Below are 14,406 nucleotides of genomic sequence, written 5' to 3' on the forward strand. Positions count from 1 at the left end.
GCGAATCCGACGATGATACAGATCAGTGCCCTGCCCGCCTTCACCGACAACTACATCTGGTTGTTACAAGACCACCCCACCCGGCGCTGCGCAGTCGTCGATCCGGGCGATGCCGGGCCGGTCCAGGCCTGGCTCGAGACGAATCCGGAATGGGTACTGAGCGATATTCTGATCACTCACCATCATCATGACCATGTCGGCGGCGTCGAACAGCTGAAAAAAGCGACAAACGCCACCGTCTACGGCCCGGCCGGTGAAAACATCCCGGCGCGGGACATCGCCCTCAAGGACGGCGACCGCTTCAGCGTGCTGGGCTGTGACTTCGAGGTCATCGCAATCCCTGGCCATACGCTGGGGCACATAGCCCTTTATCACCAGGGTCTGCTGTTTAGCGGTGACACCCTGTTCGCCGCCGGATGCGGGCGCCTGTTCGAAGGCACGCCAGAGCAAATGCACAGCTCGCTGACACGCCTCGCGGCCCTTCCCGACGATACGAGGGTCTACTGCGGTCATGAATACACCCAGAGCAATCTGCGCTTCGCCCTCGCGGTCGAACCGGGCAACCCGGCTATCGCCGAACGGCTGGCCACCGTCACCGGGCAACGGGAAGCCGGGATCATCACCCTGCCTTCGACACTGGCCCTGGAAAAGCTCACCAACCCGTTTCTACGTACTGGAGAAACATCCGTTAAAGAAAAAGTGGACGAACGGAACGGAACCCAAGACCGGGCTCCGAGTGCGGTCTTTGCTGCTCTTCGGGCTTGGAAAGATAAGTTCTAAGCCGTGTGGCCGATGGTACAAAAATTCTGAATGGTTGACCTAGGGGGGTACGCTTTCTAGAATCGCCCGACATTTTTGCCCGGAACTTACTTCCAGCCAATGTCGTCATCCATTCGTAAAGCCATCAATACAGACGCATTGACCCGCCTGGCTCAAGCCATCGCGGTGGCTGTGTCCGCCACCCTGGCGGGCTGTTCCAGCCATGTGCCGCAGACCGACGCGACACACGTTCCGAACCTTGCCGCGCGAGTCAAGCCAAAACCTGTGCTGCTTAGCGTGAAACCGACCCCGGAAATACCCCAGGATGTCTGGGAGCGCATGCGCCAGGGCTTCCAGCTGCAGGACACCGTCGGCGTCAACCCGCGCATCGAGCAACAGCGCCTGTGGTTCGCCAGCAATCCGTCATTCCTGGAAAACGCCGGCGATCGCGGCAGCCTGTACATCCATTACATCGTCGAACGCCTCGAAGAACGCAACATGCCGCTGGAGCTGGCGCTGCTGCCAGTGATTGAAAGCGCCTACAACCCGATGGCCTATTCCCGGGCCAACGCGGTGGGTCTGTGGCAATTCATCCCTTCCACCGGCCGCTACTTCAACCTGCGCCAGACCCGCTTCTACGATGGCCGGCGCGATATCACCGCCTCGACCACGGCGGCGATGGATTACCTGACCCGCCTGCATGACATGTTCAACGGTGACTGGTTGCTGGCCCTGGCGGCCTACAACGCCGGCGAAGGTACAGTCAGCCGGGCCATCGAGCGCAATGAAAAGCTGGGCCTGCCGACCGATTACTGGAACCTGCCACTGCCGGCCGAAACCCAGGCCTACGTGCCGAAGCTGCTGGCGCTGTCGCAAGTGGTGCTGGCACCGGACGCCTACGGCGTGAACCTCAACCCGATCGCCAACGAACCCTACTTCCAGGTCGTCGAGATCAACCAGCGCATGGACCTGTCCAAGGTTGCCGCGGTGGCCAACATCGACGAAGACGAACTGTTCCAGCTCAACCCGGCGTTCAAACAGCGCACCACCATCGATGGTCCCCAGCATTTGCTGGTGCCGACGTCCAAGGCGCAACTGCTGACCACCAGCCTGTCGACCATGCGGCCTGACGAGTTGATCAGCAAGAAGCCGCTGAAGCCGGTCTTCGAGGGTGCCAACAGCCCCGCCATTGCCGGCGTCAAGCGTTCCTACCGGGTCAAGCGCGGCGACAACCTGGGCACCATCGCCAAGGCCAATAAGGTCGACGTCAAGGACCTGCAGCGCTGGAACAACCTGACCGGCAAGAATCTCAAGGCCGGTCAGACCCTGGTCATGCAGGACACCACCAAGCGCAGCGCCGGGCGCGTCAACACCGTGGTCGCGGCCACCAGCAAGAAGCAGCAGACCCAGTACAAGGTCAAGCAAGGCGATTCGCTGTACATGGTGGCCAAGCGTTTCAATGTTGAAATGCAGCACCTCAAGCGCTGGAATCCCCGGATTGGCCAGGCGCTGAAGCCGGGACAGATGTTGACGGTGGCTTCGCCGCGTTAAAAATGGTGTGAAGCCGAAAAGATCGTCCGAACGCGGCCCGAACCTTCGGCAGCTCCTACATTCAGGCGTACATCCGATCAATCTCGGGTGTACTCGATCGATGTAGGAGCTGCCGCAGGCTGCGATCTTTTTTTATGCCCCTACACTGCTTTCGAACCCCGTCTTTTTCCTGCCCAGACAAGCTGTTACTGTACGGCCCACAAAGCCCAAGCCGCCTGGATCGGATCTCTGACTTGAAGCGTCCCCTCCTCCTGTTCCTGATCAGCCTGGCCTTGAGCTCCCCCGCAAGCGCGACGATCAGCGAAAGCCATGGTTATGCGCAATTCGGCACGCTCAAGTACCCGGCCAGATTTACCCACTTCGACTGGGTCAACCCGCAAGCGCCCAAGGGCGGTACCTTGCGGGTGATGGCGTTTGGCACCTTCGATACGCTCAACCCCTATACCTTCAAAGGTTCAAGCCCGGTTTCTACCGCCAATTTCCTGCAGTACGGCATCAACGAGCTCAATGAACCCTTGATGGTCGGCACCGGCCAGTACGCACCGTCCGGCGACGAGCCAACGTCCAGTTATGGCCTGATCGCCCAATCGGTGGAGTACAGCGAGGACCGCAGCTGGGTGGTGTTCAACCTGCGCCCGCAAGCGCAGTTCCACGATGGCTCGCCGATTACCGCCTACGACGTGGCGTTTTCCTACCGCTTGCTGCTCAAGGAAGGCCACCCGCAATACCGCACCAATCTTCAGGAAGTGTCGCGGGTCGACATCCTCAACCCGCATCGGATCCGCTTCGTCTTCAAGCGCGCCAGTAATCCCTTGCTGATCTTGCGCCTGGGCGAGTTGCCGGTGCTGCCGCAGCACTACTGGAAAGGTCGCGACTTCAAGGCCACCACCTTCGAACCGCCCCTGGGCAGCGGACCGTATCGCATTACTTCAGTAACGCCGGGGCGGCAGATCGTGTTCGAACGGGTCAAGGATTACTGGGGCAAGGACCTGCCGGTCAATCGCGGCAAGTACAACGTCGACCGCATGGAAGTGGAGTTCTACCGTGACAGCGACGTTGCGTTTGAAGCCTTCAAGGCCGGCGAGTTCGACATCTACATCGAACACCAGGCGAAGAACTGGGAAAACGGCTACAACTTCCCGGCGGTGCGCCGCGGCGACGTGATCAAGGCGCAGATTGCGCACCAGATCCCGACCCAGACCCAGGGCCTGTTCATGAACAGCCGGCGCCCGACCTTCTCCGACGCCAGGGTCCGTGAAGCCCTGGGGATGATGTTCGACTTCGAGTGGACCAACCGCACGCTGTTCAGCGGCGCCTACAAGCGCGCGCTGAGCTACTACCCCAACAGCGAATTCTCGGCCACGGGCCTGCCGGTCGGACATGAATGGCTGATGCTCAAGCCGTATCGCGAGCAACTGCCCCCCAGACTGCTCACCGAACCGTTCAGCCTGCCGCGGACCCAAGGCCGCGGCATTCCCCGGGAAACCCTGCGCAAGGCCCTGGGCCTGCTGGCCGAGGCCGGCTGGAAGCTCAATGGCCAGCGCGTCCAGAACGCCGCCGGGCAACCGTTGCGCCTGGAGATCCTGCTCGTCAACCCGAACCTGGAACGCATCCTTCAGCCGTACGTGGAAAACCTCGCCAGCATCGGCATCGACGCCCGGCTGCGCACGGTCGATCGCGCCCAGTACAAACAGCGCCTCGATCAGTTCGATTTCGACATGATCCTGATGACCCTCAACCAGACCCTCAGCCCGGGCCTGGAGCAATGGCAGTACTTCCATTCCAGCCAGGTCGGGGTCAAGGGCAGCAAAAACTACGCGGGCATCGCCAACCCGGTGGTCGACCACTTGCTTGAACAGTTGCTCGCCGCAAAGACCCGCGACGAACAGGTCGCCGCCGGCAAGGCGCTGGACCGCGTGCTGCTGTGGCAGCACTACATCATTCCCAACTGGTACCTCAATTATCACCGCCTGGCCTACCGTAACCGGTTCGCCTTTGTCGCCACGCCGCCCTATACCCTGGGCCTGAGTGCGTGGTGGCTGAAATCTTCGGAGAAGGATCGATGAAACCCGTCCGTGCCCTGCTGTTGCACGCCAGCGCCCTGTTGTTCGCCGGGCTGGCCTGCGCCGCCCCGCAACATGCCCTGACCTTGTACAACGAGCCGCCGAAATACCCGGCCGACTTCCAGCATTTCGATTATGTGAACCCCGATGCACCCAAGGGCGGGATTTTCCGCCAGGCCGGGTTCGGCGGCTTCGACAGCCTCAACCCGTTCATCGGCAAGGGGGTACCGGCCGACGACATCGGCATGATCTACGACACCCTGGCCAGGCAGGGCCTGGACGAACCGTTCACCGAGTACGGGCTGGTCGCCGGCAAGATCGAGAAAGCCCCGGACAACAGCTGGGTGCGCTTTTACCTGCGCCCCGAAGCGCGCTTCCACGACGGCCATCCGATCCGTGCCGAAGACGTGGTGTTCAGCTTCGAGACCCTGACCAGGGACGGCGCTCCGCTCTATCGCGGTTACTACAGCGACGTCGCCGAAGTGATCGCCGAAGACCCGCTCAAGGTGCTGTTCAAGTTCAAGCACAACAACAACCGTGAACTGCCGCTGATCCTCGGCCAGTTGCCGGTGCTGCCCAAGCATTGGTGGGCCAGCCGCGACTTCAACAAGGGCAACCTGGAACTGCCGCTGGGCAGCGGTCCGTACAAGGTCGGCGAAGTGAAGGCCGGGCGCTCGGTGCGCTATGAGCGGGTCAAGGATTACTGGGGCAAGGACCTGCCGGTGAACCGCGGGTTCTACAACTTCGACGTCATGACCACCGACTATTACCGCGACAACACCGTGGCCCTGGAAGCACTCAAGGCCGGGCAGTTCGATTACTGGCTGGAGATGGCCGCGAAGAACTGGGCCAACGCCTACAACATCCCGGCCGTCACCGAGGGCAGGTTGATCAAGGAACAGATCCCCAACGGCAACCCCACCGGCATGCAAGGCTTTGTGTTCAACCTGCGTCGCCCGGTGTTCCAGGACCTGCGCGTGCGCCAGGCCCTGACCCTGCTGCTGGACTTCGAGTGGACCAACAAGCAACTGTTCAACGGTGCCTACGCGCGCACCCGCAGTTATTTCGAGAATTCGGAAATGGCCGCCAGCGGCTTGCCGGACGCCGAACAGCTGGCGATTCTCGACCCGTTCCGCGGCAAGATCCCCGAGCAGGTCTTCAGCGAGGCGTTCCAGAATCCGGTCACCGATGGCAGCGGCATGATCCGTGCCCAGCAACGCAAGGCCTATCAACTGTTGCAAGAGGCCGGCTGGCGCATCGTCGACGACAAGATGGTCGACGCCACCGGCAAACCGGTGACCCTCGAATTCCTGCTGGCCCAGACCGAATTCGAACGGGTGCTGCTGCCGTTCAAGCGCAACCTGAGCGACCTGGGCATCGACCTAGTGATCCGCCGGGTCGACGTCTCGCAGTACATCAACCGTGTGCGTTCCCGGGACTTCGACATGATTGTCGGCAGCTTCCCGCAGTCCAACTCACCGGGCAACGAACAGCGCGAGTTCTGGATGGCCGCCGCGGCCGACAAACCCGGCAGTCGCAACTCCATGGGCCTGAAAGACCCGGTGGTCGACCAGTTGGTCGAGCAACTGATCAACGCTGACTCGCGGCAAAGCCTGGTGGCCCACGCCCGGGCACTGGACCGGGTGCTGCAATGGGGTTACTACGTGATCCCCAACTGGCACATCAAGACCTCGCGCGTGGCCTACTGGAACCACATCGGCCACCCGGACATCTCACCCAAGTACGACATCGGCATCACCACCTGGTGGGTCAAGCCCGACGCGAAACCTGCGGTAGAAGTCGAAACCAAACTGCAAGCCGACCCTGCGGGCACGGAGTAATCAGATGCTGGCGTATATTTTTCGGCGACTGCTGCTGATCATCCCGACCTTGCTCGGCATTTTGCTGATCAACTTCGTGATCATCCAGGCCGCCCCCGGCGGGCCGGTGGAACAAATGATCGCCAAGCTCGAAGGCTTCGAGGGCGCCACCAGCCGCATCGCCGGTGGTGGTGCCGAAGTTTCGGTGGCCGGTTCGGCCTATCGTGGCGCGCAAGGCCTGGACCCGGCGCTGGTCAAGGAAATCGAGCACATGTACGGCTTCGACAAATCGGCGCCGGAACGCTTGTGGATCATGATCAAGAACTACGCCACCCTGGATTTCGGCGACAGCTTCTTCCGCGACGCCAAGGTCATCGACCTGATCAAGGAGAAGATGCCGGTGTCGATCTCCCTCGGGTTGTGGAGCACGCTGATCATGTACCTGGTGTCGATCCCCCTGGGGATCGCCAAGGCCACGCGCCACGGCAGCCACTTCGACGTCTGGACCAGCTCGTTGATCATCGTCGGCTACGCGATCCCGGCGTTCCTGTTCGCGATACTGCTGATCGTGCTGTTCGCCGGAGGCAGCTACCTGGACTGGTTCCCGCTACGCGGGCTGACCTCGAACAATTTCGACGAGTTGAGCATGGGCGGCAAGATTCTCGACTACTTCTGGCACCTGGCCTTGCCGGTGACCGCACTGGTGATCGGCAACTTCGCGACCATGACCCTGCTGACCAAAAACAGCTTCCTCGACGAAATCAACAAACAGTACGTGGTCACCGCCAAGGCCAAGGGCCTGACCAACCACCGCGTGCTCTATGGCCACGTGTTCCGCAACGCCATGCTGCTGGTGATCGCCGGGTTCCCGTCGGCGTTCATCGGCATCTTCTTCACCGGTTCGTTGCTGGTGGAAGTGATCTTCTCCCTCGACGGCCTCGGGCTGATGAGTTTTGAAGCGGCGATCAATCGCGACTACCCGGTGGTCTTCGGCACGCTGTTCATCTTCACCCTGCTGGGGCTGGTGGTGAAGCTGATCGGAGACCTCACCTACACCTTCGTCGATCCGCGCATCGACTTCGAAAGCCGGGAGCATTGAGATGAACCTGTCCCCGCTCAATCGCCGACGTTTCGAACTGTTCAAGGCCAACAAGCGTGGCTGGTGGTCGCTGTGGCTGTTTCTGCTGCTGTTCGGCCTGAGCCTCGGCGCCGAACTGATCGCCAACGACAAACCACTGGTGGTGCACTACGACAACGGCTGGTACTTCCCGGCGCTCAAACGCTACCCGGAAACCGCCTTCGGCGGCGAATTCCCGCTGGAAGCCAACTACAAGAGCCCGTACATCCGCGAACTGCTCAAGGCCAAGGACGCCTGGGTGCTGTGGGCGCCGATCCCCTACAGCTACCAGAGCATCAACTACGACCTGAAAGTCCCGGCCCCCGCGCCGCCCTCGACCGACAACCTGCTGGGCACCGATGACCAGGGCCGCGACGTGTTGGCCCGGGTGATCTACGGCTTCCGGATTTCGGTGCTGTTTGCCCTGTCCCTGACCATTCTCAGCTCGATCATCGGTGTCATCGCCGGGGCCTTGCAGGGCTTCTACGGCGGTTGGGTCGACCTGGCCGGGCAGCGCTTCCTCGAGATCTGGTCCGGGTTGCCGGTGCTGTACCTGCTGATCATTCTCGCCAGTTTCGTCCAGCCGAACTTCTGGTGGCTGCTGGGGATCATGCTGCTGTTCTCGTGGATGAGCCTGGTGGACGTGGTGCGCGCCGAGTTCCTGCGCGGGCGCAATCTTGAATACGTGCGCGCGGCCCGGGCCCTGGGGATGCAGAATGGTGCGATCATGTTCCGCCACATCCTGCCCAACGCCATGGTCTCGACCATGACCTTCATGCCGTTCATCCTGACCGGCGCCATCGGCACCCTGACCGCCCTCGACTTCCTGGGCTTCGGTTTGCCGCCGGGCGCACCGTCCCTGGGTGAACTGGTGGCCCAGGGCAAATCCAACCTGCAGGCGCCGTGGCTGGGCATGAGCGCGTTTGCGGTGCTGGCGTTGATGTTGAGTTTGCTGGTGTTCATCGGCGAGTCCGCTCGCGATGCCTTCGACCCGAGGAAGTGAAATGAATCAGGACAATCTGATCGAAGTGCGCGACCTGGCCGTCGAATTCGTCGTCGGCGAACGCGTCCAGCGGGTGGTCGAAGGCGTGAGCTTCGACATCAAGCGCGGCGAAACCCTGGCCTTGGTGGGCGAAAGCGGCTCAGGCAAATCGGTGACCGCGCACTCGATCCTGCGCCTGCTGCCCTACCCGCTCGCCCGGCATCCGTCCGGCACCATCGAGTATTCCGGGCAAAACCTGCTGAGCCTGAAAGAGAAAACCATTCGCCACATCCGCGGCAACCGGATCGCAATGATCTTCCAGGAACCGATGACCTCGCTCAATCCGCTGCACTCGATCGAGAAGCAGATCAATGAGGTGCTGAGCATTCACAAAGGCCTGATCGGCAAAGTCGCGACCAAACGCACTTTGGAACTGCTGGAGATGGTTGGCATCCCTGAACCGGAAAAGCGTCTCAAGGCCCTGCCCCACGAATTATCCGGCGGCCAGCGCCAACGGGTGATGATCGCCATGGCCCTGGCCAACGAACCGGAACTGCTGATCGCCGACGAACCGACCACCGCGCTGGACGTGACGGTTCAACTGAAAATCCTCGAATTGCTCAAGGAACTGCAGGCCCGATTGGGCATGGCGCTGCTGTTGATCAGTCACGATTTGAACCTTGTGCGAAGAATTGCGCATCGCGTATGTGTCATGCAGCGCGGTTGCATCGTCGAACAGGCATCGTGTGAAGAGTTGTTCCGCGCGCCGCAGCATCCGTACACTCGGGAACTGCTGGCAGCGGAGCCCGGCGGGAAGCCGGCGAGCAATGTCATCGGCCCGCCTTTGTTGCAAGTCGAGGACCTGAAAGTCTGGTTCCCGATCAAGAAAGGCTTGCTGAAAAAGACCGTGGATCACATCAAGGCGGTGGACGGAATCAACTTCAGCCTGCCCCAGGGCCAGACCCTGGGGATCGTGGGAGAAAGCGGTTCCGGCAAATCGACGCTCGGTCTGGCGATTTTGCGATTGATCGGCAGCAAAGGCACCATCCGTTTTGAAGGCAAGCAGCTAGACTGCCTGACGCAGCAACAGGTTCGACCGCTGCGTCGGGAGATGCAGGTGGTATTCCAGGACCCGTTCGGCAGCCTGAGTCCACGGATGTGCGTGAGCCAGATCGTCGGCGAAGGCCTGCGAATCCACAAGATGGGCACCGAGGCGGAACAGGAACTGGCGATTATTGCGGCACTCAAGGAGGTAGGCCTGGACCCGGAAACCCGGAACCGCTACCCCCACGAATTTTCCGGTGGGCAACGGCAGAGAATCGCCATTGCCCGGGCATTAGTGCTAAAACCGGCGTTGATTCTGCTGGACGAGCCGACTTCGGCCCTCGACCGGACAGTGCAACGCCAAGTGGTGGAGCTGCTGCGTTCACTGCAAACCAAGTACAACCTGACGTATCTGTTTATCAGCCATGACCTGGCTGTCGTCAAAGCGCTGAGCCACCAGCTGATGGTGGTCAAGCAGGGCCAAGTGGTCGAACAGGGAGACGCGCAAAGTATTTTTGCCGCTCCCAAACATCCGTATACACAGCAGTTGCTGGAAGCCGCTTTCCTGGCACCAGCCACTGCGCAATAACCTGAAAAGAGAGGAGCAACACATGGGTTTTCTCGCCGGTAAGCGCGTACTGATCGTCGGTGTCGCCAGCAAGCTGTCCATCGCATCCGGCATCGCTGCCGCCATGCATCGCGAGGGCGCTGAGCTTGCCTTCACTTATCAGAACGACAAACTCAAGGGTCGTGTCGAAGAGTTCGCCCAGAGCTGGGGTTCCAACCCGGACCTGTGCTTCCCGTGCGACGTGGCCAGCGATGAAGAAATCGCTAAGGTTTTCGTTGAGCTGGGCAAGAAGTGGGACGGCCTGGACTGCATCGTGCACTCCGTCGGCTTCGCCCCGGGCGACCAACTGGACGGCGACTTCACCGAAGCCACCACCCGTGAAGGTTTCCGCATCGCTCACGACATCAGCGCCTACAGCTTCGTGGCCCTGGCCAAGGCCGGTCGCGAAATAATGAAAGGCCGCAACGGCAGCCTGCTGACCCTGTCGTACCTGGGCGCCGAGCGCACCATGCCGAACTACAACGTAATGGGCATGGCCAAGGCTTCGCTGGAAGCTGGCGTGCGTTACCTGGCCGGCTCCCTGGGCCCGGACGGCACCCGCGTCAACTGCGTATCGGCTGGCCCGATCCGCACCCTCGCGGCTTCTGGCATCAAGAACTTCCGCAAGATGCTGGCCGCCAACGAAGCGCAAACCCCGCTGCGTCGCAACGTCACCATCGACGAAGTCGGCAACGCCGGTGCCTTCCTGTGCTCGGACCTGGCGTCCGGCATCAGCGGCGAAATCATGTACGTGGACGGTGGTTTCAACACCACGGCCATGGGTAGCCTCGAAGAGTAATCTTCAGCTGACCCCATAAAAAACCCGCCTCTTCAGGCGGGTTTTTTTATGTACAGTTTCAAGGCTGATGCTGTCCCTGTGGGAGCGGGCTTGCCCGCGATGGCGGCGTGTCAGGCAACATCTTTGCTGAATGGAAACCGCCATCGCGGGCAAGCCCGCTCCCACAGGGTTACCAGGTGCTTGGACAACGCACACAAAGCTGACGAATCGCGAAGTGGCCGGACCGGACAGTAGTGCAACATCTACCTACCGGCGCAACGCCCTTTCGGCCTCAGCCAGCAGTTCCTCGACGCCATGGTGAAGAGTGGCATCAAACTCGATCTGCCCGATACTGAAACGAATGTCATAACCGCGACGCACCGTAGCATTGCGCTCGTCGAGCATTTCTTCGAGACGCGCCTTGATCGGTGCGATGTCCACCCAGCCCGAGCCGGTCAACAACGCGACAAATTCATCGTCACCGAGTCGACCAATCACGTCGTTTTCGCGAAACGCGATGCGCAGCACATCCGCGAAGGTTTTCAGGGCGTCGTCACCCTCGGCACGGCCATACAGATAATTGATATGTTTGAAGTCATCGAGATCGAAAAACAGCAGGGTCGCTGGCCGTCCCAACTGCTGGCAGGCGTCCAGTCCCAATTGGGCAAGCGCCGTGAAACCGTGACGATTGGAGAGCAGCGTCAGCTCATCCATGCTCGACATCTGCAAGCCCATCAGTTCCTGCTCGGCCTTGCGGGCCAGGTCACGCAGTAATTCGCGCACCTGCAGAGGTGTACGCAAGGGGTCTGCGCAAGCACTGTGTTTGACCGGTTTGCCTGGGATCAGCATTACTCACTCCATTGGCGGGTATGTTCTTTAGAGTCGTCCATACCCGGATTGACTCCCTGTTAACGGACCACCGGTCAACTGCCCTCTACCGGACACGGCCCTCCCGCGTCTGCCCAGAGCTTGAACTGGGCAACGAAAATGTCATGCGGCACCGGCACAGGCGCGCGCCCTACTCCCGGATTCCAGCCCCAGAGCACCAGTTTGTCGTCGCTGACATGCTTGATCAGCGCGGCAAAATCGCGATCGCCATTGCTGGAGCGGTCCTTGATCATCGCGCACAACTTGTCCGCCGGCAGACCGATCCAGGCCATTTTGTGTGCCGCCGGCGGCAGACTCCAGTGCGGCGCCCCCGGCGGCGTATTAGCGCCGTAACTGGCCGGTGGGTTGCTTTCGGCGTGGCAAGTGGCGCATGGCAAGCCCGCAGCGCCCTTGCCGTCCATGCCCCGCACGACGTTCATTGCGTGGGGAATCCCGGCGTCGAACTGCAACGGCGAATCGCCGGGGATATGGCAGTTCTGGCAGCGTGGGCTCTGGAAGACCTTTTGCACGGAGTCGAACGCCTTAATGGCCTCCTTATCGTCAGCGAACAGGTCCTCGGCGTAAGCGATCAGACCGATCAACACCACCGCACCAAGCATCAGATGTCGTTTCATCTCACACCCCCGACAATTGCAGCGGCAGCTCGCGCAAGCGTTGGCCGGTCAAGGCGAACACCGCGTTGGCCACCGCCGGCGCCGTGGGCGGCACACCGGCTTCGCCAACACCGCCGGGTTTCTCGCTGCTAGGCACGATATGCACTTCGACCAGCGGCATTTCGTTGAGCCGCAGCACCTGATAGTCGTGGTAATTGGACTGCTCTACCTGCCCGTCCTTGAAGGTCAGTTTGCTGTGCAAGGTAAATCCGAGGCCGAACGTGATCGCCGACTCCATTTGCGCAGCGATGCTCATCGGGTTGACCGCAATGCCGCAATCCACCGCGCACACCACTCGATGCACGCGGATCGCCAGGTTGTCCTGGGATACCTCCGCCACCTGGGCGACGTAGCTGCCAAAAGACTCATGCACCGCGACACCCAGCGCATGGCCATCCGGCAGCGACGCCTCCCAGTTGGCTTTCTCGACGGCCAGGTTCAACACACCCAGATGCCGTGGATGATCCTTGAGCAAGGTTCGCCGATAGTCCAGCGGGTCTTTTTCGGCCGCCTCTGCCAGTTCGTCGATCAGCGACTCCATGACGAACGCGGTATGGGTGTGCCCTACCGAACGTAGCCAGAGCACGCTGATCCCGGTTTTCGGCGAATGCAGTTCAACCTGACGATTAGCCAATCCCTTGAGGTAAGGGCTGTCGGCAAGGCCTTCGACCGAGGTCTTGTCGACGCCGTCCTTGACCATCATCTCCTCGAATGGCGTGCCGGCCATGATCGACTGCCCGACCATCACATGTTTCCAGGCGATCGGCAGGCCGCCGGCATCCAGCCCGATACGTGCCTGATGCAGAAACGCCGAGCGGTAGTAACCACCCCGGATATCATCCTCCCGCGACCACACGGTTTTTACCGGTCCACCCGCTGCCTTGGCGACTTCCACGGCTTCGGCGACAAAATCCGAAGTCGGATTGGCACGGCGGCCGAAACCGCCGCCGAGAAACTCGGTATGAATCTCCACCTGTTCAGGTTTGAGCCCGGTGATCTTGCCGGCAATCATCTGGTCCAGGGTCTGGAACTGGGTGCCGGTCCAGATTTCGCATTTATCGCTGGTGATGTTCACCGTGCAGTTGAGCGGTTCCATCGGCGCGTGGGCCAGATAAGGCACGCTGTATTCGACATCGATGGCTTTCACCGCTTTGCCCAACGTTGCCGTGGCATCCCCGGCCTGGCAAACCGGCGTGCCGGGCGTGGCGGCGAGTTTGCGGAAGCTCTCCAGCAGTTGCTGACTGTCGAGGCCGGCATTCGGCCCCAGGTCCCAGTCGACCTTCAGCGCATCGCGTCCGAGCTTCGCCGCCCAATAATGATCGGCGATCACCGCGACGCCCGTGGGCACCTGCACCACTTTATGCACCCCCGGTATCGCCAGCGCCCCGGCACCTTCGAAGGATTTGACGCTGCCACCGAGCACGGGCGAACGGGCGACCATGGCGGTCATCAAGCCGTCGAACTGCACGTCGATGCCAAACTTGGCCCGGCCGGTGATTTTCTCCGGTGTATCCAGGCGTTTGGTGGGCTTGCCGATGACCTTCCAGTCCTTGGCCTCCTTGAACTTGATCGAGGCCGGGTCCGGCACCGGCAGCTTGCCGGCATCATCAGCCAGCTCGCCGTAGGTGGCGCGTTTGTCGCCGGCAATGACCACGCCCGATTCGGTGCGAATCTCGGAAGGCGCGACGTTGAAGCGCTTGGCGGCCGCGTCGATCAACATCAAACGCGCTGCGGCGCCGGCCTGGCGGTAACGGTCGAATTCCATCCAGGTCGAGGTCGAACCACCGGTAATCTGCATCCCGTAATACTTGGCCAGGCCATAATCGGCTGCCGAGGCCGGTGCGTGTTCGACATGGATTTTCGACCAGTCGGCCTCCAGTTCTTCGGCGATCAACATGGTCAGGCCGGTCCAGATGCCCTGGCCCATTTCCGAGTGGCCGAGCAGCACGGTGACGCTGTTGTCATTGCCGATGCGCAAGAACGCATTGGGCGCGAAAACGTTGCCTTGATTCTCGGCGCCGAGGGCAAAGCGATGGCCGCCGGGGATGACAAACGCTACCACCAGACCGCCGCCCAGCAATGCGCTGCCCTTGAGAAAACCGCGACGCGACAGAGGATTGATACTGTTCATGATTCAGGCTCCC

At 61.2% G+C, this 14,406-nt stretch carries 11 protein-coding genes; 8 read left to right on the plus strand and 3 right to left on the minus strand.

From position 1 onward, the window contains the following. The first annotated feature begins 12 nt into the window (after positions 1-12). The 8 genes from gloB (at position 13) to fabI (ending at position 10,742) form a co-directional block, all read left to right on the plus strand. Entirely contained in the window at positions 13-780 is a 768-nt protein-coding gene (gene gloB / locus ACA062_RS17155) for a hydroxyacylglutathione hydrolase (protein WP_497452167.1), read from the plus strand. Positions 781-879: 99 nt separating this feature from the next. After that, on the plus strand, positions 880-2,310 hold the full coding sequence (locus ACA062_RS17160) for a transglycosylase SLT domain-containing protein (protein WP_497452168.1): 1,431 nt from the start codon (positions 880-882) through the stop codon (positions 2,308-2,310). A gap of 233 nt (positions 2,311-2,543) precedes the next feature. After that, a complete protein-coding gene (locus ACA062_RS17165) occupies positions 2,544-4,376 on the plus strand; it encodes an extracellular solute-binding protein (RefSeq protein ID WP_497452169.1) in 1,833 nt (610 codons plus the stop codon). Continuing rightward, the gene (locus ACA062_RS17170) at positions 4,373-6,214 is read left to right on the plus strand and encodes an extracellular solute-binding protein (protein WP_497452170.1); all 1,842 of its coding nucleotides are present in this window, start codon (positions 4,373-4,375) and stop codon (positions 6,212-6,214) included. Before ACA062_RS17165 ends, ACA062_RS17170 begins: the two co-directional genes overlap by 4 nt. A 4-nt stretch (positions 6,215-6,218) precedes the next feature. Further along, positions 6,219-7,292 carry a microcin C ABC transporter permease YejB gene (locus ACA062_RS17175; protein ID WP_064677970.1) on the plus strand — a complete coding sequence of 358 codons (1,074 nt, stop codon included), beginning with the start codon at positions 6,219-6,221 and terminating at the stop codon, positions 7,290-7,292. Between the two features lies 1 nt (position 7,293). Then, entirely contained in the window at positions 7,294-8,313 is a 1,020-nt protein-coding gene (locus ACA062_RS17180) for an ABC transporter permease (protein WP_128871082.1), read from the plus strand. 1 nt (position 8,314) lies between these two features. Continuing rightward, positions 8,315-9,925 carry an ABC transporter ATP-binding protein gene (locus tag ACA062_RS17185; RefSeq protein WP_497452171.1) on the plus strand — a complete coding sequence of 537 codons (1,611 nt, stop codon included), beginning with the start codon at positions 8,315-8,317 and terminating at the stop codon, positions 9,923-9,925. Positions 9,926-9,947: 22 nt separating this feature from the next. Continuing rightward, positions 9,948-10,742 (plus strand): enoyl-ACP reductase FabI, encoded by a 795-nt coding sequence (gene fabI, locus ACA062_RS17190; RefSeq protein ID WP_497452172.1) that lies wholly within the window; start codon positions 9,948-9,950, stop codon positions 10,740-10,742. A gap of 246 nt (positions 10,743-10,988) precedes the next feature. On the opposite strand, the gene ACA062_RS17195 is transcribed toward fabI, so the two are convergent. The 3 genes from ACA062_RS17195 to ACA062_RS17205 form a co-directional block, all read right to left on the minus strand. After that, positions 10,989-11,570, minus strand: a complete 582-nt coding sequence (locus tag ACA062_RS17195) for a GGDEF domain-containing protein (protein ID WP_497452173.1) — start codon at positions 11,568-11,570, stop codon at positions 10,989-10,991. Between the two features lie 74 nt (positions 11,571-11,644). Then, the gene (locus ACA062_RS17200; RefSeq protein WP_497452174.1) at positions 11,645-12,223 is read right to left on the minus strand and encodes a hypothetical protein; all 579 of its coding nucleotides are present in this window, start codon (positions 12,221-12,223) and stop codon (positions 11,645-11,647) included. A 1-nt stretch (position 12,224) separates the two neighbouring features. Continuing rightward, positions 12,225-14,393, minus strand: coding sequence for a xanthine dehydrogenase family protein molybdopterin-binding subunit (locus tag ACA062_RS17205; RefSeq protein ID WP_497452175.1), 2,169 nt, complete (start codon positions 14,391-14,393; stop codon positions 12,225-12,227). Positions 14,394-14,406: the final 13 nt, after the last annotated feature.

This window comes from Pseudomonas sp. LBUM1679 (genome assembly GCF_059695565.1).

What these genes read in the sequence shown, in the direction of transcription:
- ACA062_RS17175 (WP_064677970.1), top strand. Translation starts at nt 6,219, where the DNA reads ATGCTGGCGTATATTTTTCGGCGACTGCTGCTGATCATCCCGACCTTG.
- ACA062_RS17180 (WP_128871082.1), top strand. Translation starts at nt 7,294, where the DNA reads ATGAACCTGTCCCCGCTCAATCGCCGACGTTTCGAACTGTTCAAGGCC.
- ACA062_RS17200 (WP_497452174.1), bottom strand. Translation starts at nt 12,223, where the DNA reads ATGAAACGACATCTGATGCTTGGTGCGGTGGTGTTGATCGGTCTGATC.
- ACA062_RS17195 (WP_497452173.1), bottom strand. Translation starts at nt 11,570, where the DNA reads ATGCTGATCCCAGGCAAACCGGTCAAACACAGTGCTTGCGCAGACCCC.
- gloB (WP_497452167.1), top strand. Translation starts at nt 13, where the DNA reads ATGATACAGATCAGTGCCCTGCCCGCCTTCACCGACAACTACATCTGG.
- ACA062_RS17160 (WP_497452168.1), top strand. Translation starts at nt 880, where the DNA reads ATGTCGTCATCCATTCGTAAAGCCATCAATACAGACGCATTGACCCGC.
- ACA062_RS17170 (WP_497452170.1), top strand. Translation starts at nt 4,373, where the DNA reads ATGAAACCCGTCCGTGCCCTGCTGTTGCACGCCAGCGCCCTGTTGTTC.
- ACA062_RS17185 (WP_497452171.1), top strand. Translation starts at nt 8,315, where the DNA reads ATGAATCAGGACAATCTGATCGAAGTGCGCGACCTGGCCGTCGAATTC.
- fabI (WP_497452172.1), top strand. Translation starts at nt 9,948, where the DNA reads ATGGGTTTTCTCGCCGGTAAGCGCGTACTGATCGTCGGTGTCGCCAGC.
- ACA062_RS17205 (WP_497452175.1), bottom strand. Translation starts at nt 14,393, where the DNA reads ATGAACAGTATCAATCCTCTGTCGCGTCGCGGTTTTCTCAAGGGCAGC.